The following is a 22542-nucleotide window of genomic DNA, read 5'->3' on the forward strand; positions in this document are numbered from 1 at the left end:
TCACCTTGTCGGCTTCAGCCCTCGACCATTTCCGCCAGTTCGAGCCAGCGTTCCTCGGCGGCGTCCTTGTCGGCGCGGGCCTTGGCGATCGTGTCGCTGAGCGCGGCGAACTTCTTGGGATCGCGCGTGTAGAGATCGGGGTCGGCCATCGCCGCCTCGTCGCGCGCGATCGCGGCTTCGAGTTCCTCGATCCGGCCAGGCAGCAGGTCGTAGTCGCGCTGGTCCTTGTACGAGAGCTTGCCCTTCTTCGCCGGCATCGGCGGCGGGGGCGGGGCAGTCTCGGCGGCCGGCTTGGCCGCGGCTTTTGCGGCCATGGGCTTCTTGCGCTGCTTCTCCCAGTCGGCATAGCCGCCGGCGACCACGTCGACCTTGCCCGAGCCGTCGAGGCCCAGGGTCATCGTCACCGTGCGGTCGAGGAAGTCACGATCGTGGCTGACGATCAGCACGGTGCCGTCGTAGTCCGAGATCACTTCCTGCAGCAGGTCGAGCGTTTCGAGATCGAGATCGTTGGTCGGCTCGTCGAGCACCAGCAGGTTCGACTTGCGCGCAAATTCGCGTGCTAGCAGCAGCCGCGAGCGCTCGCCGCCCGACAGGGTGCCGACCTTGGCCTCGACCAGGCCGGGATCGAACAGGAAGTCCTTGAGATAGCCCTGGATGTGCTTGCGCACGCCGCGCACGTCGATCCAGTCGCCGCCTTCGGCCAGGACGTCGCGCACGCGCTTGTCGGGGGCCATCAGGCTGCGCTGCTGGTCGATGACCACGCCGTCGAGCGTCTTGGCCAGGGTGATCGCGCCCTCGTTGGGCGCGAGCTCGCCGGTCAGCATGCGCAGCAGGGTGGTCTTGCCCGAACCGTTCGAGCCGACCAGGCCGATGCGATCGCCGCGCGTGATGCGCAGCGAGAAGTCCTTGATGATCGTGCGGTCGCCGAACCGCTTGGTCACCTTGTCGGCGACGATCACCGCCTTGGTCTTAGAACCGTCGCTGGCGATCTCCATCTTGGCGACGCCCTGCGGCCCCAGCATGGCGGCGCGCTGGGCGCGCATCTCCCAGAGCTTGGCGAGGCGCCCCTGGTTGCGCTTGCGCCGCGCGGTGACACCGCGTTCGAGCCAGTGCTGTTCGATCTTGAGCCGCGCGTCGAGCCGCTCGGCATTGCGGATCTCGTCGGCCTGGACCTGTTCTTCCCAGGCCTCGTAGCCGCCGAAGCCGACCTCCTTGCGCCGCAGCGAGCCGCGGTCGAGCCACAAGGTCGCCTTGGTCAGGCGGGTGAGGAAGGTACGGTCGTGGCTGATGACGACGAAGGCGCCGTTGTAGCGGCTCAGCCAGTCCTCGAGCCAGTCGATCGCGGCGAGGTCGAGGTGGTTGGTCGGCTCGTCGAGCAGCAGCAGGTCGGGCTCCGAGGCGAGCGCGCGGCACAGCGCGGCGCGACGACGCTCGCCGCCCGAGGCGCTGTCGGCGGCGCGCGACAGATCGATGCCGAGCTGGCCGGCGATGGCTTCGACCTCGTGCTGCGGCGGCGCATCGGGGCCCGCCAGCGCGAAGTCGAGCAGGGTGGCATAGCCGGTGAAGAACGGGTCCTGTTCGAGCGTGACCACGCGCGTGCCGGGCTGAACCGAGCGCGTGCCCTTGTCCCCCTCGACCGTGCCCGCGAGTAGCCGGAGCAGGGTCGACTTGCCCGCACCGTTGCGCCCGATCAGCGCGAGCCGATCGCGCGGGTGGACGTTGATGTCGAGGTCCTTGAACAGCCAGCCGGAGCCCTGGATCAGGCCAAGGCCTTCCCAGCTAAGTATCGGTGCTTGCGCCATGGCCGCCGCCCTAGGCGTTCGGCCCCTTCGTTGACAAGCGTATTGACGGGCCGGGCCGGCTGCCGGAATGACGGGCGGAAAATGGCGCATTCACGCCTTGTTCAACGCCGGACACTTAGGCAGAGCGCCAATATGAACCGTGTCGCGATCGCCTTCCTGCTTACGCTCGCCGTGCCGCCCTATCCGGTGCTGGCCCAGCCTTCGACCGTCCAGGGGCAGGTGCGTCGCGACATGAAGGCCGGTGCCGTGCGTTCGCTGCGCGAGATCGAGCAGCGCATTCTGCCGACGATGCCGGGCATGGAATACCTCGGCCCCGAATACGATCCGGCCGCTCTGGTCTATCGCCTCAAGTTCATTCGCCAGGGCCGCGTGGTCTTCGTCGATGTCGATGCCCGTTCGGGCACAATCATCAACCAGTCGCGTTAAGGGCCCATTGGGTGCATTGCTTGACGCAATCTGGCTTTCGCCGCATTTTTCTGCGGAAATTCTTAGGGGACAGCAACGAATGCGCATCCTGATCGTCGAGGATGAACCCACGCTGGGCAAGCAGCTCAAGTCGACTCTCGAGCAGACCGGCTATGCCGTCGATCTCTCGGTCGATGGCGAGGACGGCCATTTCATGGGCTCGACCGAGGAGTATGACGCGGTCATCCTCGATCTCGGCCTGCCCGAGATCGACGGCCTGACCGTGCTCGGCATGTGGCGCAAGGAGGGGCGCAAGTTCCCCGTGCTCGTGCTGACCGCGCGCGATTCCTGGTCGGACAAGGTCGCCGGGCTCGATGCCGGCGCCGACGACTACCTGGCCAAGCCGTTCCAGACCGAGGAACTGATCGCCCGCCTGCGCGCGCTGATCCGCCGCGCCTCGGGCAACACCTCGTCCGAACTGATCGCCGGCGGCGTGCGTCTCGATACGCGTTCGGGCCGCGTCACGCTCGATGGCGAGCCGGTCAAGCTGACCGCGCAGGAATACAAGCTGCTGTCCTACCTGCTCCACCACAAGGGCAAGGTCGTCAGCCGCACCGAGCTGATCGAGCACATCTACGATCAGGATTTCGACCGCGATTCGAACACGATCGAAGTCTTCGTGACGCGCATCCGCAAGAAGCTGGGCGCCGACGTCATCACCACGATCCGCGGCCTCGGCTACAGCCTCGACGATCCCGCCGAAGCTCACCGCGGTTGAGATCGGCGTGGCGGAGGACAACGCCCCGCCGCCGGTGAAGGCGAGCGTCGCGCAGGTCGCTGCGCCCGCCGTCGTGGTCGAGGACACTTCAGAGGCCGACAAGCCCAAGCCGCATACCGGCTCGCTGTCGAAGCGCATGATGCTGATCGCGGCGGGCTGGATCACCTTCCTGCTGCTCGTCGGCGGGCTCGCGCTCGATCGCGCGATGACCTCGCTGATCACGCGCAATTTCGACCAGCAGCTCGACTACATGCTGACCGGCATGGTCGCCTCGACCGAGATCGGCCCCGACGGCGAGGTGTTCTTCAATCGCCCGCTCGGCGACCAGCGCTTCCTCGAGCCCAACTCCGGGCTCTACTGGCAGATCCGCGGCGTCGGGCACGACGATTTCAGCTCGCGCTCGCTGTGGGATCGCAGCCTGACCGTGCGCACCGATCACTTCGATGCCGCGCCGCACGTCTACGACAGCGCCGAGTTCCAGGGCGAGAAGCTGCGCGTCATGGAACGCTCGATCATCCTGCCGGGTAGCGAGACCAAGTGGTGGTTCACCGTCGCTGCGAGCCGCGGCGAACTCGACGCGCAGATCCGCCGCGTGCGCTCGATCCTGATCTATTCCTTCGCGATTCTGGGGCTGGGCTTGTTCGTCATGGCGGGCCTGCAGTCGTGGTACGGCCTTGGCCCATTGCGGCGTGTGCGCCGCGCGATCCAGAAGATGCGCACCACCGGCGCCAACCGCGTGACCGAGCCCTTGCCGCTCGAGGTCCAGCCACTGGTCGAGGAGCTGAACGGCCTGCTCGTCCACATCGAGCGCCAAGCCGAGGAGGCGCGCACCCACGCGGGCAACCTCGCGCATGCGCTCAAGACGCCGCTGACCGTGGTGATGAACGCCGCGACGGCGCGTGCGCCCGACCTGTCGGACACGGTGATCCGCGAGGCGGCGGTGATGCGCCGCCAGGTCGATCACCACCTCGCGCGCGCGCGCGCCGTCGGTCGTCGTGCCGTCGGCCAGTCGCGCGCCAATGTCTGGGCCAGCGTCGAGGCGGTGCTGCGCGCGGTCACCCGCCTCTACGAACGCACGCGCTTCGATCACGACGGCAATCGCGAGGTCAACGTCGCGGTCGAACGCCAGGACCTCGACGAGATCCTCGGCAACCTTATCGAGAACGCAGCCAAGTATGGCGGCGGCAGCGTCTTCGTCACGGTCTGCCCGACCGCCGACAGCGAGACCTGCGAGATCTGGATCGAGGACGACGGCATGGGCATCCCCGAGGAGGAGCGCATCCGCATCTTCGATCGCGGCGCCCGGCTCGATACGGGCAAGCCCGGCACGGGCCTCGGCCTCGCCATCGTGCGCGACGTGGCCGAGATCTACGGCGGTACCGTCGAACTGGCCGAGAGCGAGGACCTGGGCGGCCTGCTGGTCAAGCTCAGGCTGCCGCGCGCGAAAGGATAAGCCCCCGAATCGTGGAACCATGAGGTGGCCCGCAGGTTGAAAACGCGTGCGCATTGCAGCGTTTCCATCAAGGGAGAGATCTTATGTTTCGCTGGGCTATCATTTTTGCCGTCGTCGCGCTGGTCGCGGCGCTGCTCGGTTTCGGCGGCGTGGCGGGCCTGTCGGCCGATCTCGCGAAGGTCTTCCTGCTGGTTGCGGCCGTGATCCTCGTGATCGGCTTCGTCGCCGGTCGCGGTCCCAGAGTGCCCTGAGGCCAGGCCTTAAGGGCGCGCCTGCGCCTGCTCGTGGTGCCGGATCACCTCCTGGATGATGAAGCGCAGGAACTTCTCCGAGAACTCGGGGTCGAGCTGCGCGGCTTCGGCGAGCGCGCGCAGGCGGGCGATCTGGCGATCCTCGCGGCCCGGGTCCGAAGCGGGCAGGTTGTTCTCGGCCTTGTAGGCGCCGACCGCCTTGGTGATGCGGAAGCGCTCGGCCAGGATGTGGATCAGCGCGGCGTCGATATTGTCGATCGAGGCGCGGAAGCCGGCCAGGACGGGATCGGAAGAAGCGTTTTCGGTCATCGCCGCACCCGCTAGCACGACCATTCGAGCGACTCTAGACTTGCGTTAACGCGCGTGCACCTTCAAGGCGCGAGCCCATGTCCGCCGAAATCGTCCCGCTGCGCCCGCGCGCGTCCGAACCCTCGCTCGCGCCGATGCTGGCACTGACCGCACCGGGCATGAACGCCGTGAACTCGGTCATCCTCGACCGGATGCAGAGTCAGATCCCGCTGATCCCGACCCTGGCCGGCCATCTGATCGCCGGCGGCGGCAAGCGCATGCGGCCGATGCTGACGATCGCGGGTGCCGAACTGTGCGGCTATCAGGGCGCGCGCCATCACAAGCTGGCTGCCGCCGTCGAGTTCATCCACACCGCGACCCTGCTCCACGACGACGTCGTCGACGGTTCGGACCTGCGCCGCGGCAAGGCTACCGCCAATATCGTCTACGGCAATCCGGCGACGGTGCTGGTCGGCGACTTCCTGTTCAGCCGCGCCTTCGAGCTGATGGTCGAGGACGGCAGCCTCAAGGTGCTCAAGATCCTGAGCCACGCCTCGGCGGTGATCGCCGAAGGCGAAGTCGATCAGCTGACCGCGCAACGCCACATCGAGACCAGCGAGGACCGCTACCTCTCGATCATCGGCGCCAAGACCGCCGCGCTGTTCGCCGCCGCCACGCGCATCGCCGCGGTCGTCGCCGAAAAGAGCGAGGCCGAAGAGCGTGCGCTTGAGGACTATGGCCGCAACCTGGGCATCGCCTTCCAGCTCGTCGACGATGCGATCGACTACGATTCCGAAGCCTCGGAGAGCGGCAAGGGCAAAGGCGACGATTTCCGCGACGGCAAGATGACCCTGCCGGTGATCCTCGCCTATGCGCGCGGCGACGCCGAGGAGCGCCGCTTCTGGCAGGACGCCATCGCCGGCTTCAGCAATTCGGACGAGGACCTCGCCCACGCGGTCGAGCTGATCAACCGCCACGACACGGTCAGCGCGACGCGCGAGCGCGCCCGCCACTTCGCCCAGCGCGCGATCGACGCCATCGCCGGTTTCCCGGCGGGCGAAGCGCGTACCGCCATGGCCGAAGCCGCCGAATTCGCGGTCTCGCGCCGCTACTGATGGGGCGGGCGACGGTCAGTCGTCGTCTTCATCCTCATCGCCGTCGGGATCGACCTCTTCCTCGTCTTCATCGTCCACGCTTTCGATCGCGTCGATGATCAAATCGAGCGCGTCTTCGTCGGCCGTCCACACGCTGGTGCCGCCGTCCTCGTCCTCTAGCGTGATGCGATAGTCTTCGCCGGTGCGCTTGATGCTGAATTGTGCCAGAGCCTTGGCCATGATCGTCTTCCCTCGCCTGGTAGGTTCGATGCCCAAACCCGGATGGGCACGTTTGGTTGCAGTGCGATGAAAGACTTGCCGATCCACGCCGTCCTGCCCGATCTGCTGGCGGCCTTGCGCGAGAAGGAAAGCGCGGTGCTGATCGCGCCGCCGGGCGCGGGCAAGACCACCTCGGTGGCGACTGCGCTGCTCGCCGAGCCCTGGTGCGAGGGCACGGTCATCCTGCTGAGCCCGCGCCGCGTCGCCGCACGCGCGGCGGCCGAGCGCATGGCCGAACTGCTCGGCGAGGCGCCGGGGCAGACCGTCGGCTACCTGACCCGCCTCGACTCCAAGCGCTCGGCGGCGACGCGTGTGCTCGTCGTGACCGAGGCGATCTTCGTCTCGACGATTCTCGGCGATCCCGAGCTCGCGGGCGTCTCCGCCGTGCTGTTCGACGAGGCGCACGAGCGCCATCTCGACAGCGACCTCGGCCTCGCCCTGGCGATCGAGAGCCAGCAGGTATTGCGTCCCGACCTGCGGATCGTCGTCATGTCGGCGACGATCGATGGGACGCGCTTCGCTTCGCTTCTCGACCAGGCGCCGGTGATCGAAAGCGCCGGCAAGGCTTTCCCGCTGGCGATCCGCTGGCTTGGCGCGCGGCCCGAATTGCGGATCGAGGATGCGATGACCTCGGCCGTGCTGACCGCCTGGCGCGAGGAGACGGGGGACGTGCTCGCCTTCTTGCCCGGCGTCGGCGAGATCGAGCGCACGCGCGAACGGCTCGAAGCGAAGCTCCCCGGCGAACTGATCCTGCCGCTCCACGGCCAGTGCGAGCCCGCCGCGCAGCGCGCCGCGATCAAGCGCGATCCCGGCGGGCGGCGGCGCATCGTGCTGGCGACCGCTATCGCCGAGACCTCGCTGACGCTCGACGGCGTCTCGGTCGTGGTCGACGCCGGCCTGTCGCGCCGCGCCGAGTTCGACAAGGCGGCGGGAGTGACACGGCTCGTCACCCATCGCGCCAGCCAGGCCGCGGCCGCGCAGCGTGCGGGCCGTGCGGCGCGCCAGGGCCCCGGCGTGGCCTATCGCCTGTGGGAAGAGGCCGCCCATGCCGGCCGGCCGGCCTTCGATCCGCCCGAGATGCTGACCAGCGACCTCGCGCCGCTGCTGCTTTCGCTGGCGCAGTGGGGTGCCGGCGATCCCGCGGCGCTGCCCTGGCTCGATCCGCCGCCGGCCGCCTCGGTCGGCGCGGCGCGGAGCAAGCTGCTGTCCTTGCAGGCGATCGACGGCGAGGGCCGCATCACCGATCACGGCAAGGCCATGGCGGCGCTGCCGATGGAGCCGCCGCTCGCACATATGCTGCTGTTCGCCGCCGAGCACGGTGCCGCGCAGGAGGCGGCGCGCCTCGCCCTGCTGCTCCAGGAGCGCGGGCTCGGTGGGCGCAGTGAAGACCTGGCGCTGCGGCTCGATCGCTGGAACGGCGATCGTTCGGGCCGCGCCGAAGCCTCGCGCAAGTTGGCGGCGGGCTGGGCCAAGCGTGTGCGCGATCGCGGTGAGGATGACGGGATACCGCTCGGCGTGCTGCTGGCCGAGGGCTTTCCCGACAATCTCGCCAAGCGGCGCGACGCCAAGGGCGAGGACTGGCTGACCGCCGGGGGCAGGGGGCTGCGGCTCGATCCCGCCTCGTCGCTGGCGCGTGCCGAGTGGCTGGCCGTGGGCGAAGCCCAGGGTTCCGCCGGCGGAGCGCGGATCACCGGCGCGGTCGCGCTGACCGAGGCCGAGGTTCTGCGCTGGCTCGGGCATCGGATCGAGAAGCGATCGACCCTGCGCTGGGTGGCCGACGGCAATCGCGTCGAGGCCATGCTCGAACAGCGGCTCGGGACGATCACCGTGAGCCGGGGGCCGGACTCGGCGCCCGACAAAGAGGCGATCGTCGCCTTCCTGCTCGAGCGGGTGCGCGCGGAAGGGCTCGACCTCGTGCCCTTCTCCGCCGGATCACGCGCCTTGCTGACGCGTGCGCGCCACTCCGGGATCGAGGCTCTGTCCGAAGCGGCGCTGCTCGAAGAGCTCGAAGACTGGCTGGCGCCGCTGCTCGGCCGCCGGCTCGACGCGCTCGACGGCGGCAAGCTCCACGAGGCCTTGCGCAACCGCATGACCTACGACGATCGCCAGAAGCTGGAGAAGCTGGCCCCGGCCGAGTTCCGCAGCCCGGCCGGTTCCACCCACGCGATCGACTATGCCGACGAAGGCGGGCCCTCGGTCGAGGTGCGCGTCCAGGCGCTGTTCGGGCTCGATCGCCATCCGGGCTTCGGCCAGCCTTCGCAGCCGCTGCTGCTCAAGCTGACCTCACCCGGCGGCAAGCCGATCCAGGTGACGCGCGATCTGCCGGGCTTCTGGCGTGGTTCGTGGCGCGACGTCGTGCGCGACATGAAGGGCCGCTATCCCAAGCACCGCTGGCCCGAAGAGCCCTGGGCCGAGGATCCCAGCCTCAAGACCAAGAATGCCTTCGAGGCATCACGCCGCTCTTGATTCCGAAAGCGATTCGGGACAATCGGCGCTTATGACCGCACGCATCTATCAGCGCCCGAAGAACGCCATGCAGTCCGGCAAGGCGCTCACCGAACAGTGGATCCTCGAGTTCGCGCCGGCCGAGGCCAAGCGCCCCGATCCGCTGATGGGCTGGGCAGGCAGCGGCGATACGCAGCAGCAGGTCGTGCTCAAGTTCGCCGAACAGGCCGATGCCCAGGCCTATGCCGACAAGTACGGCATCGAGGCGCGCGTCACGGCGACGCCGCCCAAGCGCCTGAAGATCCAGGCCTACGCCGACAACTTCAAGTAAGTTTCAAATCCTCCCCGTCCGTCAGTGGGCAGGGAGGATCGATTCCGCGAACTACTGGCGCAGCTGCAGGCGGCCCTGGCGGAAGGCGGCGCGGCAATCGGTCGCGTCGTGCTTGATGTCCGAATCGAGCAGCGGCGTCGAGGTCATGCCCGCGCCCTGGAAGCGCTTGTCGTCGCACTCGCCGTCCTTGGCGTACTTGCTGGTGTCGTCGCCCCACTGGATGCGGTCGGCGTCGTCGGTCGAGGCCGCGGGCGTCGTGCCACCGCTGCGGCGGCCGCCCTGGTAGGTCAGCCGGCCCTGGTTATAGGCGCTGCGGCAGTCGGTCGCATCGTGGCGGATGTCGCTGTCGATCAGGGTCGTGTCGGTCATACCGGGGCCCGAGAAGCGCATGTCGTCGCATTCGCCGTCCTTGGCGAACTTGCCGCTGTCATCGCCGAAGTCGATGTTCTGCGCATAGGCGACGTGTGGCGTGCCGGCGGCCATAATTGCAACGATACCAATAATTTGGCCAAGAGCCTTGCGCATGTCTAACCCCCTGAAATGTTGCCGGACATTGCCGCAATCCGGGGCCTCTTGCAACAATCGGCGGCGTGGCTCTTGCGGTTTTCCGCGGTCGCGGCCATATGCGCGACCGGGAGTCCGGGCGGGCGTTTGCGCTCGCCAACCTGGTCAGGTCCGGAAGGAAGCAGCCACAACGGGTTGCGGCGGGTCGCCCGGCTCCTTTTCATTCTCGCGCAGTTCCCATTTCCCCCCTGGGGGCCTAGGTAGGGCACATGGGCGATTCACCCGATATGTTTGGCGGCGAGACGCCCGAGGAAGAGACTGCGCCGAGCGCGGCAGAGCTCGAGGCCGCGGGGCAATCCGCGCTGTTCGGCGAGCCTGCGCCGCCGCCCGCCGCGGCTCCGCCCGAGCCCGATCCGGTGCCGCCAGTTGCCGCCGCCGCTCCGCCGCCGCCTGTTTCGGCGCCCGCCGCCGCACCGGCCGCGCCCGCGGCGCAGCCCTATCGCGTGCTCGCGCGCAAATATCGCCCGCAGACCTTCGCCGAACTGATCGGCCAGGAGCCGATGGTCCAGACCCTGGCCAACGCGATCAAGCGTGACCGGCTGGCCCACGCCTTCCTGATGACCGGCGTGCGCGGGGTCGGCAAGACCTCCACCGCGCGCCTGATCGCCAAGGCGCTCAATTGCGTCGGGCCCGAAGGGCAGGGCGGTCCGACGATCGATCCCTGTGGGCAGTGCGAGCCCTGCGTGGCGATCGCCGAGGGGCGCCACATCGACGTGATCGAGATGGACGCCGCGAGCCACACCGGCGTCGACGACGTGCGCGAGATCATCGAGGCGGTGCGCTATGCCGCGGTCTCCGCGCGCTACAAGATCTACATCATCGACGAAGTCCACATGCTCAGCCGCAACGCGTTCAACGCGCTGCTGAAGACGCTTGAGGAGCCGCCGGCGCATGTGAAGTTCCTCTTCGCGACGACCGAGGCGGACAAGCTGCCGGTCACCGTGCTGTCGCGCTGCCAGCGTTTTGACCTGCGCCGCATTCCCACGGGGCTGCTCGCCGAGCACTTCGCCGGGATCTGCGTCAAGGAAGCGGTGCTCGCCGACGGCGAGGCACTGGCGATGATCGCCGCCGCGGCCGAAGGCTCGGTGCGTGATGGCCTTTCGATCCTCGACCAGGCGATCGCCCATGCCGATCTCGATGGCGGCGCCGACGGCAGCGGCAAGGTCTCGGCCGAACAGGTCCGCGACATGCTCGGCCTCGCCGACAAGTCGATCCAGCGCCGGCTCTTCGCTGCCCTGCTGGCGAGCGACGGCGGCGCGTTGCTCGATCTCGTCGCGACGCAGTTCTCGCTCGGGGTCGAGCCGCTGGCGCTGATCCGCGGCGCCATGGACCTGACGCACAAGGTCACGGTCGCGCAGATCGGCGGTCATGCCGGCGATGCGGCCTCGGCCGAGGAGCGCGAGGCGCTGGAGGGCTGGGCCAAGGGGATGAGCGCGGGCCAGCTCCATCGCCTGTGGCAACTGCTGCTCAAGGGCTTCGACGAAGTGCGCACCGCACCCGACCCCTTGGTCGCCGCGCAAATGGCGCTGCTGCGCGTCATGCACGCGACCGACATGCCCGATCCCGGCCAGCTCGTGCGCAAGCTTGAGGACCTGGCCTCGCGGCCCGTGGTGATGGCGCCGTCGGTCGACGGCAGCCCGGCAGGGGCTCCCGCCGCGCCGGCCGTGGCGCTGCCGTGGGAAGCGCTGGTCGACAAGATCAAGGATGTCGAATTCGGGCTGTCGACGCGCATGGAAATGCAGGTCCGCGTGGTCGAACTGACCGCGGGCAAGCTGCGCTGGTCGCAGCCTTCGGGCTTCACCGAGGATTTCTCGCGCGAGATGCGCGTGGCGCTCGACAAGGCTACCGGCCAGTCCTGGGAGGTCGAGCGTTGCGATGCGTCGGGTCAGCCGACCTTGATCGAGCAGCGCGACGCCGCCAAGGCCGCCAATGAGGAGGCCGTGCGCCGCTCGCCCTTGGTCGAAGCGGTCTTCGCGGCTTTCCCCGACGCGCAGGAAATGAATGAGAGCGACGACGTTCAGTTCGGTCGCAAATGGAGTCAGAGACGATGAAATCGATGGAAGAGATGATCCAGGCCGCTCAGCAGGCGGCCGAGACCATCCAGAAGCAGATGACCGAGACCCAGGGCAAGCTCGACGCGCTCGAGGTCGAGGGCCTTTCGGGTGGCGGGCTCGTCAAGATCCGCTGCTCGGCCAAGGGCCGCGTCATCGGCGTTTCCATCGACGACAGCCTGATGACCCTGTCGGAAAAGCCGATCCTCGAAGACCTGATCGCCGCCGCCTACAACGACGCGCGCGTCAAGGCAGACTCGGTCGCCAACGAGGAAATGGCCAAGGCGCAGCAGGGCCTCGGCCTGCCGCCGGGCTTCAAGATGCCGTTCTGACGCGGAGGCTGGAGACGGGGCGTTCTCTGGCTGCGACGATGCGTTGCATGCTTGTGGCCGCCCCTTATCGACTCGAACCGGGTATCGCATGGTAAAGTCCCGGTCGCCGCGAAAACGGCGGCGAGACTTCTTCCCGGGCAGGAGGATTGCCATGCGCGTACAGAACGAGACGTCGTCCGTCGCCAAGATCGTGCCACCCGCGGTTCGCGCCACCAGCGACCAGCGCGGTTCGGCGCATCACCACCGCCACCACGACATCGGCGAGGACATCGCCGCGCTCGACGAACACTGGGTGTTCCGCAAGGCGCGCTGAGCGGCGATCGAGAGGGCAGCCAGTCCATCTTGCCGTCGCCCCTGCGAAGGCAGGGCCTATCCGGGCTCTCGTCCTGAGCGACGGTGCTTTAAGGCACCGTCAGTTGGGCCCCTGCCTGCGCAGGGGCGACGGGATGGGGTGATTGTCGTCGAGGGGCAGTTCGCCCAGGGCGAGTGGCGGGTGCTTTACCCGAACCAGGCCAGCACGGCCGCCGTCAGTGGATTGGTCGGATCGGCGAGCAGCTTTGCCGTTAGGCCCAGGCACATGACGATCAGCAGCGGCCGCACCGTGCTCGCGCCGAAGCGGATCGCGGTATGCGCGCCGACCTGGCCGCCGGCGATCGCGCCCACAGCCATCGGCAGGCCGACCTTCCACATGACATGGCCGCTGGCGATCAGCACGGCGAGCCCGGCCAGGTTGCTCGTGAAGTTGAGCAGCTTGGTATGCGCGACCGCGCGCGTCACGCCGAGCCCGAAGACCGCGACCAGTCCGGTGATGAAGAACGAACCGGTGCCCGGTCCGAAGAAGCCGTCGTAGCCACCGATCACGAAGGCCATAGCCAGCAGCATCGGCGGCCCGGCCAGGACGTGGCGATCCTCGTCGGTCATCTTCGGTGCCAGCAGGAAATAGGTGGCCATCGCGATCAGCAGCAGCGGGATCAGGCCCGAAAGGAATTTGGGATCGATCAAGGTCAGCAGGAAGGCGCCCGTCGCCGAGCCGGTGAAGGATGCCAGCGCGGGCAGGGCGAAGCGGCGGAAGTCGATGTGCCCCTTGCGCGCGAAGGCGACCACCGCGCCGCCTGTGCCGAACGAACTCTGCAGCTTGTTGGTGGCGATCGCCGCAACCGGCGGCAGGCCCGCGGCGAGCAAGGCCGGAATGGTCAGCAGACCGCCGCCGCCCGCAATCGCGTCGATCGTGCCGGCGAGGAAGGCCACGCCCACGAGCAGGGCTATGATGTCGATACCCATGTCCATGATCGGGCTCTAGCCGCTCGCGACGCCGAGCGGAATGCGCGATTAGGCGGAGATGCCAGAACGGGTTTGCGCTCATTTTCTGGTCGTCGCCCCTGCGCAGGCAGGGGCGCAGCCAACCGTGCCTCCCCGCGCTTTCCGTTTCAGGTCGAGAGCTTGGTTAGGCCCCTGCCTGCGCAGGGGCGACGGGAAGGGGGCAACCGGGGTAAGGTCGGGTCGTCCTCGCCGCATTCCCGGCTTGAGACACCCGCGGCCCCATCCACAGCCTCTGGCCGCACGACCATTGCGCGCCGCGCACCTGCATCCCATATCATGCGGGAACGCCGGAACTCTCCGGCAGGCGCGCTTCCCGCGCCGTAGTGGGTGGATATGACCTTGAACTTGCTTCCCCTCCTTCCCCTGCGCGACATCGTCGTGTTCCCCGGCATGGTCGTGCCGCTGTTCGTCGGCCGCGAGAAGTCGGTGGCCGCGCTCGAAGCGGCGATGACGGGCGACAAGGACATCTTTCTCCTCGCGCAGCTCGATCCGGGCTGCGACGATCCCGATCGCGACGATCTCTACGATACCGGCGTGATCGCGCGTGTGCTCCAGCTGCTCAAGCTGCCCGACGGCACGGTCCGCGTGCTGGTCGAAGGCCAGCAGCGCGCGCAGCTCCAGTCACTGCGCACCGAGCAGGGCGCGAACGGCGAGATGCTGGTCGCCCAGGTCGAGACGGTCGAACCGGTCGAGGCCGAAGGCGCCGAGGTTTCGGCGATGATGCGCTCGGTCGTCGATCAGTTCGGCGAATATGCCAAGCTCAACAAGAAGCTCTCGCAGGATGCCGGCGAACAGCTCGGCGATATCGAGGAACCCTCGAAGCTTGCCGACACGATTGCCGCGCAGCTTTCGGCGAAGGTGTCCGACAAGCAGTCGCTGCTGAGCGAGACCGATCCGCTCAAGCGGCTCGAGATGGTGTTCTCCTTCATGGAGGGCGAACTCGGCGTGCTGCAGGTCGAGCGCAAGATCCGCGGCCGCGTGAAGCGGCAGATGGAGAAGACGCAGCGCGAATATTACCTCAACGAACAGCTCAAGGCGATCCAGTCCGAGCTGGGCGGCGGCGACGGCGAGGAAGCCAACGAGATCGCCGAACTGCAGGAGAAGATCGAGAAGCTCAAGCTCTCGAAGGAAGCCCGCGCCAAGGCCACGGCCGAGCTCAAGAAGCTCAAGTCGATGCAGCCGATGAGCGCCGAGGCGACCGTCATCCGCAACTACCTCGACGTGTTGCTCGGCCTGCCCTGGGGCAAGAAGAGCAAGCTCAAGAAGGACATCGCCGCGGCCCAGGCCGTGCTCGACGACGATCACTACGCGCTCGAGAAGGTCAAGGACCGGATCGTCGAGTATCTGGCCGTCCAGGCGCGCACCAACAAGCTGAAGGGGCCGATCCTGTGCCTCGTCGGTCCGCCGGGCGTGGGCAAGACCTCGCTGGGCAAGTCGATCGCCAAGGCGACCGGCCGCCAGTTCATCCGCCAGTCGCTGGGCGGCGTGCGCGACGAGGCCGAGATCCGCGGCCATCGCCGCACCTACATCGGCTCGCTGCCGGGCAAGATCGTCACCAACCTGCGCAAGTCGGGCACCAGCAATCCGCTGTTCCTGCTCGACGAGATCGACAAGCTGGGCCAGGACTTCCGCGGCGATCCGGCCTCGGCGCTGCTCGAGGTGCTCGATCCCGAACAGAACGCCAAGTTCCAGGACCACTACCTCGAACTCGACATCGATCTGTCGGACGTCATGTTCGTCTGCACGGCGAACAGCCTGAACCTGCCGCAGCCGCTGCTCGACCGCATGGAGATCATCCGGCTCGAGGGTTACACCGAGGACGAGAAGGTCGAGATCGCGACGCGCCACCTGATCGCCAAGCAGGTCGAGGCGCACGGGCTCAAGAAGGGTGAGTTCACCCTGACCGAAGCTGGCCTGCGCGACCTGATCCGCTATTACACCCGCGAGGCCGGCGTGCGCACGCTCGAGCGCGAGATCGCCAAGCTGGCGCGCAAGTCGCTGCGCCAGATCCTCGAGGGCAAGGCCAGCGAAGTCACCGTGACGCCCGAAAACCTCGGCGACTTCGCCGGGGTGCGCAAGTATCGCCACGGCATGTCCGACGACGAGCACCAGGTCGGCGCGGTCACGGGCCTGGCCTGGACCGAGGTCGGCGGCGAGCTGCTGACGATCGAAAGCGTTACCGTGCCCGGCAAGGGCGGGGTGAAGACCACGGGCAAGCTCGGCGAGGTGATGACCGAGTCGGTCCAGGCGGCCTTCAGCTTCGTCAAGGCGCGCAGCCCGGCCTATGGCATCAAGCCGTCGATCTTCCAGCGCAAGGACATCCACATCCACCTGCCCGAAGGCGCGGTACCCAAGGATGGTCCGAGCGCGGGCATCGGCATGGTCACCTCGATCGTCTCGACCCTGACGGGCATTCCCGTCCGCTCGGACGTGGCGATGACCGGCGAGGTCACCTTGCGCGGCCGCGTGCTGCCGATCGGCGGGCTCAAGGAGAAGCTGCTCGCCGCGCTGCGCGGCGGCATCAAGACCGTGCTGATCCCCGAGGAGAACAAGAAGGACCTCGCCGAGATCCCCGCCAACGTGAAGGAGGGGCTGGAGATCATCCCCGTCAGCCACGTCGACGAGGTGCTCGCCAAGGCGCTCACGCAGCCGCTGGAAGCGATCGAATGGACCGAGGCCGACGAACTGGCCAGCCAGGCCGCCGCGCCCGGCGCCAATGCGCCCGCGGCATCGCCGACGGCGCACTGATCGGGGGCCCGATCGGGCCAGACATCGATGTTGCATTGCGGCGACTCGGAACCTGTTCCGGGTCGCCGTTTTGCGTGCGGAGCCTGCTGTGTGGGGGCGCCATGCGGACGGCGCGCTCAAAACCGCTCACTTTGTCGAAAAGCTCGGAAATTAGGGAAGATTCAACGCCTGCCGCGCCCATTTCGCTTTGACAGTTTCGGGAAAACTCGCTCAATTCGCGCCGCTTATAAGAGAGGCGAAATCGGTTTTCGGTTCCACTGAAAGGTAGGGGGTTTCCATAATGAACAAAAACGATCTGATCGGCGCGGTCGCGGATACGAGCGGCCTGACGCGTAGCGATGCCACGAAGGCTGTCGAAGGCGTCTTCGAAGCCATCACCGGCGCGCTCAAGAAGGGCGACGAAGTGCGCCTCGTTGGTTTCGGTACGTTCTCTGTCGCCAAGCGCAAGGCCTCGACGGGCCGCAACCCCCGGACGGGCGAACCGATGAAGATCAAGGCTTCGTCGCAGCCGAAGTTCAAGGCCGGCAAGGGTCTCAAGGACGCGGTCAACTAAGCGTCCTATCCGCGCGGCCGCCTCTCGCCGCGCCACAAGAATAAAACATTGGGAGTACCGGTGCCGCGTCTGACCCTCAGGCGCGGCATTTTCGTTTGAGCGCCATTTCGGCCTTTCCCTCCAACCGTCGCCCCTGCGTAGGCAGGGGCCCATCTGACAGCGCGCTTCACGCGCCTCTCGTGTCAGACCGAAAGCTTGGTTGGGCCCCTGCCTGCGCAGGGGCGACGAGAAGTCAGGTGGGGCGGAGAAGAGCCGTTACGGGTTGCCCAGCTTGATCAGCGCGGTCGGTGCCGCCGGGGTGCGTAGGTTCACCGCCCAGTCGAGCTTCTGCCCGGCCGGATCGGGCTGCGGCCCTTCGTCGGTGTTGTTCGCCAGGATCGTGCCGTCGGTGCGCAAGGTGAAGGTGCCATCCACCGGCGAGGGGGGCGGCATGTTGTCCTTCGCGCCCATCATCGAGCGGAACGGCTCGCCGCCCGCCGCCGGTGCGAAGCCGGGGGCGTCGACGCGCACCGAACCGTCGTTACGCATGGCGATCTGGACGAAGGCGTTGGCCATCGGGAAGCGTTCGATCGTCGGGAAGGTGAAGTCGTGGTCGAGCCGGCCCGTGATTGCGAAGTCGACGTCGAACAGCCCGTCGCCCTTGTAGTCGACGCGCTTCCAGCCGGCCTGTCGGCGCAGCCTTGCGGCGAGCTCTTCGGCCGCCTTGGGGCTGCTCGGATCGATCCCGCCGAGGATCGCGCGCATCGATTGCGCGTCCTGCTGCCGCTTCTCGGCCGAGCGCGCCTGCTCCTCTTCCCAGGCCTGCTTCTGCTTGGCCAGGTCCTCGTCGGTGCAGGGGCGCTCGTCGAAGGTGTCGTCCTTGTAGCAGGTCTCGGGCGTGAAGCTTGCCGGCGCCTTGTTCGCTTCCTCGGCCAGCTTGCTCAGCGCCAGCATGTGGATCTCGCCGGTATAGGCGAAGCTGAACTGCCCGTCCTTGCGCAGGTCGAGCGTCGAGGTGAACTTGCCCGGTGCGAACAGGCAGGCCGAAAGCAGCATGCTGATCAGCGCGATCAGCATGCCCCCGGTGCGCGGTGCGAAAATCGACTGCATGAGAGATCCCCCCGTGGAGTGACTTCCCGCCTTATCGCGTGGCGACCGCATAGAGTGCAATGGCTGCTGCGTTCGACACGTTGAGGCTTTCCATCGCCTCGCTGATCGGCAGCCTGGCCAGCGCGTCGCAGTGCGCGGCGATGTTCTGGCGCATGCCTTCGCCCTCGGCACCGAGCACCAGCGCGACCGGGCCGGCGGGCAGGGCCTCGCCGAGCGTGGACTTGGCTTCACCGGCCAAGCCGATTCGCCAGTACCCGGCCTCGGCGATCTCCTCGAGCGCGCGGGCTAGGTTCACCACGCGGACCCAGGGCACGATCTCGAGCGCGCCCGAGGCCGATTTCGCGACCACGCCCGATTCGGGCGGGGCATGGCGGTCCTGCGTGACGATCGCGCAGGCGTCGAAGGCCGCGGCCGAGCGCATGATCGCGCCGACGTTGTGCGGATCGGTCACCTGGTCGAGAATCAGCAATGGCCGCGTGGGATCGCCTTCGAGCACGTCGCCGAGGAAAATGTCGTCGAGCGGCGCGCATTCGAGCACGAGCCCCTGGTGTGGCGCCTCGCGCGCCACCAGCCGGGCGAGATCGGCGCCTTGCGCATATTCGACGGGAAAGTTGGCGGGCAGTTCGCCGTCGAGCGATTCGATGCCTTCGCGCGTCGCCCAGAGCTTGTGATGCCGGCGCTCGGGATTCTTGAGCGCGGCTTCGACCGCATGGCGGCCCCAGAGGCGCACCTGGCCGCTGCTCGCGCGCCCGGAACCGCGGCCACCCTTCATCCGGCCGGCGCGTCCGCGCAGGGCTCGCTTCGGGCGGTCTTCTTTGCCGGCGCTCATGTCATGTCCTTTTATATATGGTGTTAGACTTCGTCGAAGCGGCACCGGCCCGCGTCCCCACCCGACCCCCCAACGATAGTAGCCTGTGGGCGGTCGGGTGGGGGCGCGGGCCGGTGCCGCAATCACGAAACATGACGCTCCTGCCAGTCGCCCCATTGACAGGCAAGGCTCGCTTCGCCATGAGCGCGCCTCTCGGCCGGAAGGCTCCCCTGTGGAGCCGCACGAAGCGGGGTTCTCCCCGCACCGGCAAACCGGTGTGGACAGGTGGCCGAGTGGTTAAAGGCAGCAGACTGTAAATCTGCCCGTGCAAGCGTACGCTGGTTCGAATCCAGCCCTGTCCACCACCGACCTCTCCGCCCTCCGGGGCGATCTCCCTTCCGCGATCGTCGCCGGCTTGGCAGGTTTCCCGCGAGCTGCTAGGCCGCGCTAACGGGATCAAGCAACCTCCCGTCCAGGCCCCGTCGCCCAAGCGTTGCCTTGATCGTCCGCAGACTTGCGGATGAAAGGCATGAGGCGAAAGTGAGCGGCTTTTCCGAGAAACCCGATTTTTCCGAGCTGGTGCGGGTCTGCGCGCGCATCGGCTTTCTCAGTTTCGGCGGGCCCGCGGGCCAGATCGCGCTGATGCATCGCGAACTCGTCGAGGAGCGCGGCTGGGTCAGCGAGGCGCAGTATCTGCATGCGCTCAATTTCTGCCACCTGTTGCCCGGGCCCGAGGCGCAGCAACTGGCGACGTGGATCGGCTGGAAGCTGCACGGGCTGCGCGGCGGGCTGGCGGCCGGGATGCTCTTCGTCCTGCCCGGCGCCCTGGTCATTCTCGCGCTGTCGATGCTCTATGCCTGGTCGGCCCAGATCGACTGGTTCGCGGCGCTGTTCCTCGGGATCAAGGCGGCGGTGCTGGCGATCGTGGTGCAGGCGCTGATGCGAATCGCCGGCCGGGCGCTCAACACCCGCTTCAAGAAGGCGCTGGCGGTGGTCGCCTTCCTCGCGCTGTTCTTTCTCGATCTGCCGTTCCCGCTCGTCGTACTGGGCGCGGGGGCGATCGGCATGGCGGTCGCTGCGGCGCGGCCGGCCTGGCTGGCGCTCAAGCCTCTGGGCGATCCGCCGGCGGCAAGCCCGCGACCCTGGAGGCAGAGTGTCGCCGCGGTGCTCGTCTGGGGCGCGGCCTGGGCCTTGCCGATGGCTCTGGTGCTGCTCCTGCTCGGGCGCGATCACGTTCTCTGGCAGATCGGCCTGTTCTTCTCGCAGCTCGCGGTGGTCACCTTCGGCGGTGCCTATTCGGTGCTGGCCTATATGGCGCAGGAGGCGGTGCACGGCTTCGGCTGGCTGTCGGCGGGCGAGATGGCCGACGGGTTGGGCCTCGCCGAGACGACGCCGGGGCCGCTGATCATGGTCACGCAGTTCGTGGGCTATCTCGCCGCGTTCCGCGCGCCCGATCCGTTCACGCCGCTGGTCGCCGGAATCCTCGGCGCCGTGCTGACCACTTGGGTCACCTTCGTGCCGTGCTTCCTTTGGATATTCGCACTGGCGCCGTGGATCGAGCGGCTCGAGCATGCGCGCCGCCTCAACGGCGGGCTCGCGGCTCTGACTTCGGCGGTGGTCGGCGTCATCGCCAATCTCAGCCTGTGGTTCCTGCTGCATGTGCTGTTCGCGCGGGTGGAGGAAGCGACGGCGGGGCCGCTGCGGCTCTATGTGCCCGATGCGTCGACCTTCGACTGGCGCGCCGCATTGCTGGCCCTGGTGGCCGCCGTGCTGATCTTCCGCTTCCGGCTCAACGTCATCAAGGTGCTCGCGCTGGCGGCGCTCGGCGGCCTGATTCTGTCGCGGATCGGCTGACCTGGACGGCGCGGCGAAGGCTCGCGGTCCCAAAAGAAGCCCCGCTCGATCGGGCGGGGCTAAAGGGACGAGGGGCTGTTCTTCCCTCGGGGTCGTGCCGCGCCGGTTATATGTGGGGTGCGCGGCAGGAGTATAACGCGCGAACGACGGTTTTGTGTCCACCAGGCGGCATATTGGCGGTGGTTTACGGTCCGTATTGGCGGCGGGCGGAGGGATCCGAGGAGGCTTCTCCCGTGCCAAGTCACGGGCCGCGCTTGGCAATCGCGCGGGCACTACCTAATAACCCCCGCCATGGCAGGTGAAATTCTCGACAATCAGGGCCGCGGTGAAGCCAGCTGGCGCTGGCCCGCAATCCATCCCGAAGCACGCAAGTTCGCGGCGATCGCGGCCGTGCTCTGCGCACTGTTCGCGTTCCTCGCATGGGAGACCATCGCCTGGCCGATGGGCCTGCTGGTGTTCTGTATCTGCGCCTTCTTCCGCGATCCGCAACGCGTCACGCCGCAGGGCGATCGCTACATCGTCGCGCCGGCCGACGGTCTGGTGACCTTGATCCAGAAGGTGCCGCCGCCGCGCGAGCTGACGATCGACGACGGCTCGGCCGCCGCGCGGCTCGGCGAGGCGCCGGTCACGCGCATCTCGATCTTCATGTCGGTGTTCGACGTCCACATCAATCGCGCCCCGATCGGCGGGACCGTGCGCCGCGTGATCTACATTCCCGGCCGCTTCCTCAACGCCGATCTCGACAAGGCCAGCGAGGAGAACGAGCGCCAGCACATTCTGATCGAGCGCGGGGACGGTACCGCGATCGGCTTCACCCAGATCGCCGGCCTCGTCGCGCGTCGTATCGTGCCCTTCGTCAAGCCGGGCGACATGCTCGCGGCCGGCCAGAGGGTCGGCCTGATCCGCTTCGGCAGCCGGGTCGACGTCTACCTGCCCGAAGGCACCGATTCGCGTGTGCTGCTCGGCCAGAAGATCGTTGCGGGCGAGACCATCCTCGCCGAGATCGGCCAGGCCGGGACGGTCGAGGGGGTCATGCAGTGACAGAACCCGACCCGCGCCAGCCCGGATCGCGCCGTCTGCGCGGCGGGCTGACCTTGCGGGCCATGGTGCCGAACGCGATCACCGCGGCGGCGCTCTGCGTCGGGCTCACCGGCATCCGTTTCGCCATCGCGCGCGATTTCGAGCAGGCGGTACAACTGGTCATCCTCGCCGGCGTGCTCGACGGCATCGACGGCCGCGCCGCGCGGCTGCTCAACGCGCAGTCGCGCTTCGGCGCCGAGCTCGACAGCCTTGCCGATTCGATCTCGTTCGGCGTGGCGCCGGCGCTGATCATCTATCTGTGGACCCTGCAGTCGCTGCCCAGCGTCGGCTGGTTCGCCGCGCTGGCTTTCGCGATCTGCTGCGTGCTGCGCCTTGCGCGGTTCAATGCGCGCATCGATTCGGAAAACCAGCCGCACAAGTCGGCGGGTTTCCTCACCGGCGTGCCCGCGCCGGTCGGGGCGGGGCTGGCCTTTCTGCCGATGTACCTGTGGCTGGCAACGGGCCATTCCGAGATATTCGCCTCGCCGATCCTGGTCGGTATCTGGCTGGCACTGATCGCCTTCCTGATGATCTCGAGCGTACCGACCCTATCCTGGGGCAAGCTGCGGCCGCGCCGTAACATCCGGCTCGAGATGATCGCGCTGGCGGGCCTCGTGGTTGCCGCGCTGGTCACCGAGCCCTGGCTCACTCTGGTGGTGATCTGCGCAGCCTATCTGCTGCTCATTCCGATCGGTCTGTTCAACTACCTGCGGATCAAGCGGCAGCGGGGAGAGCGGAACGCGAAGGATTCGCCCGCGCCGCTGTGAACTGCGGGCGAAGCACGGTGGCCGTGCTGCGCACCTTGATCTCGTCGATGGTCACGCGAACTTCGCGCCATTCGCTGAAAGCTTTGACTTCACGACGCAGGGCGAGCGCGCCGTGGCCGTAACGGCGCCAGGTGCCGGCGATCGTACCGGCGGCCAGGAGGGCCGAGGCGGTGAACAGCGTCGTCAGGAGAATTGCAAGCATCTCGAAAACCCTTCGCCTCGGCACTCCGCGGTTGCGGAAGTGGAATAT

General features: G+C 67.7%; 23 protein-coding genes, 1 tRNA gene and 1 other RNA gene. 17 read left to right on the top strand and 8 right to left on the bottom strand.

Annotated elements, in window-relative coordinates; translation table 11 throughout:
* Nucleotides 1–14: 14 nt before the first annotated feature.
* Entirely contained in the window at nt 15–1802 is a 1788-nt protein-coding gene (locus tag OLX23_RS03005) for an ABC-F family ATP-binding cassette domain-containing protein (RefSeq protein WP_264442935.1), read from the bottom strand.
* Nucleotides 1803–1934: 132 nt separating this feature from the next.
* Between OLX23_RS03005 and OLX23_RS03010 the strand changes: the two genes are divergently transcribed.
* From OLX23_RS03010 to OLX23_RS03025, 4 genes are all read left to right on the top strand, one after another.
* On the top strand, nt 1935–2228 hold the full coding sequence (locus OLX23_RS03010) for a PepSY domain-containing protein (RefSeq protein WP_264442936.1): 294 nt from the start codon (nt 1935–1937) through the stop codon (nt 2226–2228).
* A 79-nt stretch (nt 2229–2307) separates the two neighbouring features.
* Nucleotides 2308–2985 carry a response regulator transcription factor gene (locus tag OLX23_RS03015; RefSeq protein WP_264442938.1) on the top strand — a complete coding sequence of 226 codons (678 nt, stop codon included), beginning with the start codon at nt 2308–2310 and terminating at the stop codon, nt 2983–2985.
* Nucleotides 2986–3121: 136 nt separating this feature from the next.
* Nucleotides 3122–4438 carry a sensor histidine kinase gene (locus OLX23_RS03020; protein WP_264443725.1) on the top strand — a complete coding sequence of 439 codons (1317 nt, stop codon included), beginning with the start codon at nt 3122–3124 and terminating at the stop codon, nt 4436–4438.
* Nucleotides 4439–4521: 83 nt separating this feature from the next.
* The gene (locus tag OLX23_RS03025; RefSeq protein ID WP_264442940.1) at nt 4522–4689 is read left to right on the top strand and encodes a DUF1328 domain-containing protein; all 168 of its coding nucleotides are present in this window, start codon (nt 4522–4524) and stop codon (nt 4687–4689) included.
* 9 nt (nt 4690–4698) lie between these two features.
* On the opposite strand, the gene OLX23_RS03030 is transcribed toward OLX23_RS03025, so the two are convergent.
* Nucleotides 4699–4998, bottom strand: a complete 300-nt coding sequence (locus OLX23_RS03030; protein ID WP_264442941.1) for a chorismate mutase — start codon at nt 4996–4998, stop codon at nt 4699–4701.
* A gap of 77 nt (nt 4999–5075) precedes the next feature.
* Between OLX23_RS03030 and OLX23_RS03035 the strand changes: the two genes are divergently transcribed.
* On the top strand, nt 5076–6092 hold the full coding sequence (locus OLX23_RS03035) for a polyprenyl synthetase family protein (RefSeq protein WP_264442943.1): 1017 nt from the start codon (nt 5076–5078) through the stop codon (nt 6090–6092).
* A 15-nt stretch (nt 6093–6107) separates the two neighbouring features.
* Here OLX23_RS03035 and OLX23_RS03040 read toward each other — a convergent pair whose 3' ends face one another.
* On the bottom strand, nt 6108–6311 hold the full coding sequence (locus tag OLX23_RS03040; protein ID WP_264442945.1) for a hypothetical protein: 204 nt from the start codon (nt 6309–6311) through the stop codon (nt 6108–6110).
* A gap of 66 nt (nt 6312–6377) precedes the next feature.
* Here OLX23_RS03040 and hrpB point away from each other — a divergent pair, with 66 nt between their 5' ends.
* Together hrpB and OLX23_RS03050 are read left to right on the top strand one after the other, a co-directional pair.
* A complete protein-coding gene (hrpB, locus tag OLX23_RS03045; RefSeq protein WP_264442947.1) occupies nt 6378–8816 on the top strand; it encodes an ATP-dependent helicase HrpB in 2439 nt (812 codons plus the stop codon).
* Nucleotides 8817–8847: 31 nt separating this feature from the next.
* Entirely contained in the window at nt 8848–9126 is a 279-nt protein-coding gene (locus OLX23_RS03050; protein WP_264442949.1) for an ETC complex I subunit, read from the top strand.
* Nucleotides 9127–9177: 51 nt separating this feature from the next.
* On the opposite strand, the gene OLX23_RS03055 is transcribed toward OLX23_RS03050, so the two are convergent.
* On the bottom strand, nt 9178–9651 hold the full coding sequence (locus OLX23_RS03055) for a hypothetical protein (protein ID WP_264442952.1): 474 nt from the start codon (nt 9649–9651) through the stop codon (nt 9178–9180).
* Nucleotides 9652–9756: 105 nt separating this feature from the next.
* Here OLX23_RS03055 and ffs point away from each other — a divergent pair.
* From ffs to OLX23_RS03075, 4 genes are all read left to right on the top strand, one after another.
* An RNA gene (gene ffs / locus OLX23_RS03060) (signal recognition particle sRNA small type) lies at nt 9757–9854 on the top strand.
* A 45-nt stretch (nt 9855–9899) separates the two neighbouring features.
* Entirely contained in the window at nt 9900–11741 is a 1842-nt protein-coding gene (locus OLX23_RS03065; protein ID WP_264442954.1) for a DNA polymerase III subunit gamma/tau, read from the top strand.
* Nucleotides 11738–12073: a YbaB/EbfC family nucleoid-associated protein gene (locus OLX23_RS03070; RefSeq protein WP_264442955.1), complete on the top strand. Its 336-nt coding sequence runs from the start codon at nt 11738–11740 to the stop codon at nt 12071–12073. Before OLX23_RS03065 ends, OLX23_RS03070 begins: the two co-directional genes overlap by 4 nt.
* A gap of 151 nt (nt 12074–12224) precedes the next feature.
* Complete coding sequence (locus OLX23_RS03075; RefSeq protein ID WP_264442957.1) at nt 12225–12386, top strand: hypothetical protein; 162 nt, start codon at nt 12225–12227, stop codon at nt 12384–12386.
* A gap of 185 nt (nt 12387–12571) precedes the next feature.
* Here OLX23_RS03075 and OLX23_RS03080 read toward each other — a convergent pair whose 3' ends face one another.
* Nucleotides 12572–13360: a TSUP family transporter gene (locus OLX23_RS03080; RefSeq protein WP_264442959.1), complete on the bottom strand. Its 789-nt coding sequence runs from the start codon at nt 13358–13360 to the stop codon at nt 12572–12574.
* A 366-nt stretch (nt 13361–13726) separates the two neighbouring features.
* On the opposite strand from OLX23_RS03080, the gene lon reads away from it, so the two are divergent.
* On the top strand, nt 13727–16141 hold the full coding sequence (lon, locus tag OLX23_RS03085) for an endopeptidase La (RefSeq protein ID WP_264442960.1): 2415 nt from the start codon (nt 13727–13729) through the stop codon (nt 16139–16141).
* A gap of 280 nt (nt 16142–16421) precedes the next feature.
* Nucleotides 16422–16694 (top strand): HU family DNA-binding protein, encoded by a 273-nt coding sequence (locus OLX23_RS03090; RefSeq protein WP_264442963.1) that lies wholly within the window; start codon nt 16422–16424, stop codon nt 16692–16694.
* 255 nt (nt 16695–16949) lie between these two features.
* On the opposite strand, the gene OLX23_RS03095 is transcribed toward OLX23_RS03090, so the two are convergent.
* Both OLX23_RS03095 and rlmB read right to left on the bottom strand, forming a co-directional pair.
* Nucleotides 16950–17783: a hypothetical protein gene (locus tag OLX23_RS03095; RefSeq protein WP_264442966.1), complete on the bottom strand. Its 834-nt coding sequence runs from the start codon at nt 17781–17783 to the stop codon at nt 16950–16952.
* Nucleotides 17784–17814: 31 nt separating this feature from the next.
* On the bottom strand, nt 17815–18612 hold the full coding sequence (gene rlmB / locus OLX23_RS03100; protein ID WP_264442968.1) for a 23S rRNA (guanosine(2251)-2'-O)-methyltransferase RlmB: 798 nt from the start codon (nt 18610–18612) through the stop codon (nt 17815–17817).
* 258 nt (nt 18613–18870) lie between these two features.
* On the opposite strand from rlmB, the gene OLX23_RS03105 reads away from it, so the two are divergent.
* The 4 genes from OLX23_RS03105 to pssA all read left to right on the top strand — a co-directional run bounded on the left by OLX23_RS03105 (nt 18871) and on the right by pssA (nt 22292).
* Nucleotides 18871–18956: transfer RNA gene (locus tag OLX23_RS03105), tRNA-Tyr, on the top strand.
* 175 nt (nt 18957–19131) lie between these two features.
* Nucleotides 19132–20445 (top strand): chromate efflux transporter, encoded by a 1314-nt coding sequence (chrA, locus tag OLX23_RS03110; RefSeq protein WP_264442970.1) that lies wholly within the window; start codon nt 19132–19134, stop codon nt 20443–20445.
* Nucleotides 20446–20736: 291 nt separating this feature from the next.
* Nucleotides 20737–21486: a phosphatidylserine decarboxylase gene (locus OLX23_RS03115; protein WP_264442971.1), complete on the top strand. Its 750-nt coding sequence runs from the start codon at nt 20737–20739 to the stop codon at nt 21484–21486.
* Entirely contained in the window at nt 21483–22292 is an 810-nt protein-coding gene (gene pssA / locus OLX23_RS03120) for a CDP-diacylglycerol--serine O-phosphatidyltransferase (RefSeq protein ID WP_264442972.1), read from the top strand. The genes OLX23_RS03115 and pssA overlap by 4 nt, the downstream gene beginning before the upstream one ends.
* Here the strand turns inward: pssA and OLX23_RS03125 are convergent.
* Nucleotides 22240–22494: a hypothetical protein gene (locus OLX23_RS03125; protein ID WP_264442973.1), complete on the bottom strand. Its 255-nt coding sequence runs from the start codon at nt 22492–22494 to the stop codon at nt 22240–22242. The genes pssA and OLX23_RS03125 overlap by 53 nt on opposite strands.
* Nucleotides 22495–22542: the final 48 nt, after the last annotated feature.

The sequence above is a fragment of the Novosphingobium sp. JCM 18896 genome, from assembly GCF_025938095.1.
Taxonomy (GTDB): domain Bacteria; phylum Pseudomonadota; class Alphaproteobacteria; order Sphingomonadales; family Sphingomonadaceae; genus Novosphingobium.

Excerpts from the sequence above, each read along its gene's own strand:
- OLX23_RS03005 (WP_264442935.1), bottom strand. The coding sequence starts at position 1,802 with ATGGCGCAAGCACCGATACTTAGCTGGGAAGGCCTTGGCCTGATCCAG.
- OLX23_RS03010 (WP_264442936.1), top strand. The coding sequence starts at position 1,935 with ATGAACCGTGTCGCGATCGCCTTCCTGCTTACGCTCGCCGTGCCGCCC.
- OLX23_RS03015 (WP_264442938.1), top strand. The coding sequence starts at position 2,308 with ATGCGCATCCTGATCGTCGAGGATGAACCCACGCTGGGCAAGCAGCTC.
- OLX23_RS03020 (WP_264443725.1), top strand. The coding sequence starts at position 3,122 with ATGATGCTGATCGCGGCGGGCTGGATCACCTTCCTGCTGCTCGTCGGC.
- OLX23_RS03025 (WP_264442940.1), top strand. The coding sequence starts at position 4,522 with ATGTTTCGCTGGGCTATCATTTTTGCCGTCGTCGCGCTGGTCGCGGCG.
- OLX23_RS03030 (WP_264442941.1), bottom strand. The coding sequence starts at position 4,998 with ATGACCGAAAACGCTTCTTCCGATCCCGTCCTGGCCGGCTTCCGCGCC.
- OLX23_RS03035 (WP_264442943.1), top strand. The coding sequence starts at position 5,076 with ATGTCCGCCGAAATCGTCCCGCTGCGCCCGCGCGCGTCCGAACCCTCG.
- OLX23_RS03040 (WP_264442945.1), bottom strand. The coding sequence starts at position 6,311 with ATGGCCAAGGCTCTGGCACAATTCAGCATCAAGCGCACCGGCGAAGAC.
- hrpB (WP_264442947.1), top strand. The coding sequence starts at position 6,378 with ATGAAAGACTTGCCGATCCACGCCGTCCTGCCCGATCTGCTGGCGGCC.
- OLX23_RS03050 (WP_264442949.1), top strand. The coding sequence starts at position 8,848 with ATGACCGCACGCATCTATCAGCGCCCGAAGAACGCCATGCAGTCCGGC.
- OLX23_RS03055 (WP_264442952.1), bottom strand. The coding sequence starts at position 9,651 with ATGCGCAAGGCTCTTGGCCAAATTATTGGTATCGTTGCAATTATGGCC.
- OLX23_RS03065 (WP_264442954.1), top strand. The coding sequence starts at position 9,900 with ATGGGCGATTCACCCGATATGTTTGGCGGCGAGACGCCCGAGGAAGAG.
- OLX23_RS03070 (WP_264442955.1), top strand. The coding sequence starts at position 11,738 with ATGAAATCGATGGAAGAGATGATCCAGGCCGCTCAGCAGGCGGCCGAG.
- OLX23_RS03075 (WP_264442957.1), top strand. The coding sequence starts at position 12,225 with ATGCGCGTACAGAACGAGACGTCGTCCGTCGCCAAGATCGTGCCACCC.
- OLX23_RS03080 (WP_264442959.1), bottom strand. The coding sequence starts at position 13,360 with ATGGACATGGGTATCGACATCATAGCCCTGCTCGTGGGCGTGGCCTTC.
- lon (WP_264442960.1), top strand. The coding sequence starts at position 13,727 with ATGACCTTGAACTTGCTTCCCCTCCTTCCCCTGCGCGACATCGTCGTG.
- OLX23_RS03090 (WP_264442963.1), top strand. The coding sequence starts at position 16,422 with ATGAACAAAAACGATCTGATCGGCGCGGTCGCGGATACGAGCGGCCTG.
- OLX23_RS03095 (WP_264442966.1), bottom strand. The coding sequence starts at position 17,783 with ATGCAGTCGATTTTCGCACCGCGCACCGGGGGCATGCTGATCGCGCTG.
- rlmB (WP_264442968.1), bottom strand. The coding sequence starts at position 18,612 with ATGAGCGCCGGCAAAGAAGACCGCCCGAAGCGAGCCCTGCGCGGACGC.
- OLX23_RS03115 (WP_264442971.1), top strand. The coding sequence starts at position 20,737 with ATGGCAGGTGAAATTCTCGACAATCAGGGCCGCGGTGAAGCCAGCTGG.
- OLX23_RS03125 (WP_264442973.1), bottom strand. The coding sequence starts at position 22,494 with ATGCTTGCAATTCTCCTGACGACGCTGTTCACCGCCTCGGCCCTCCTG.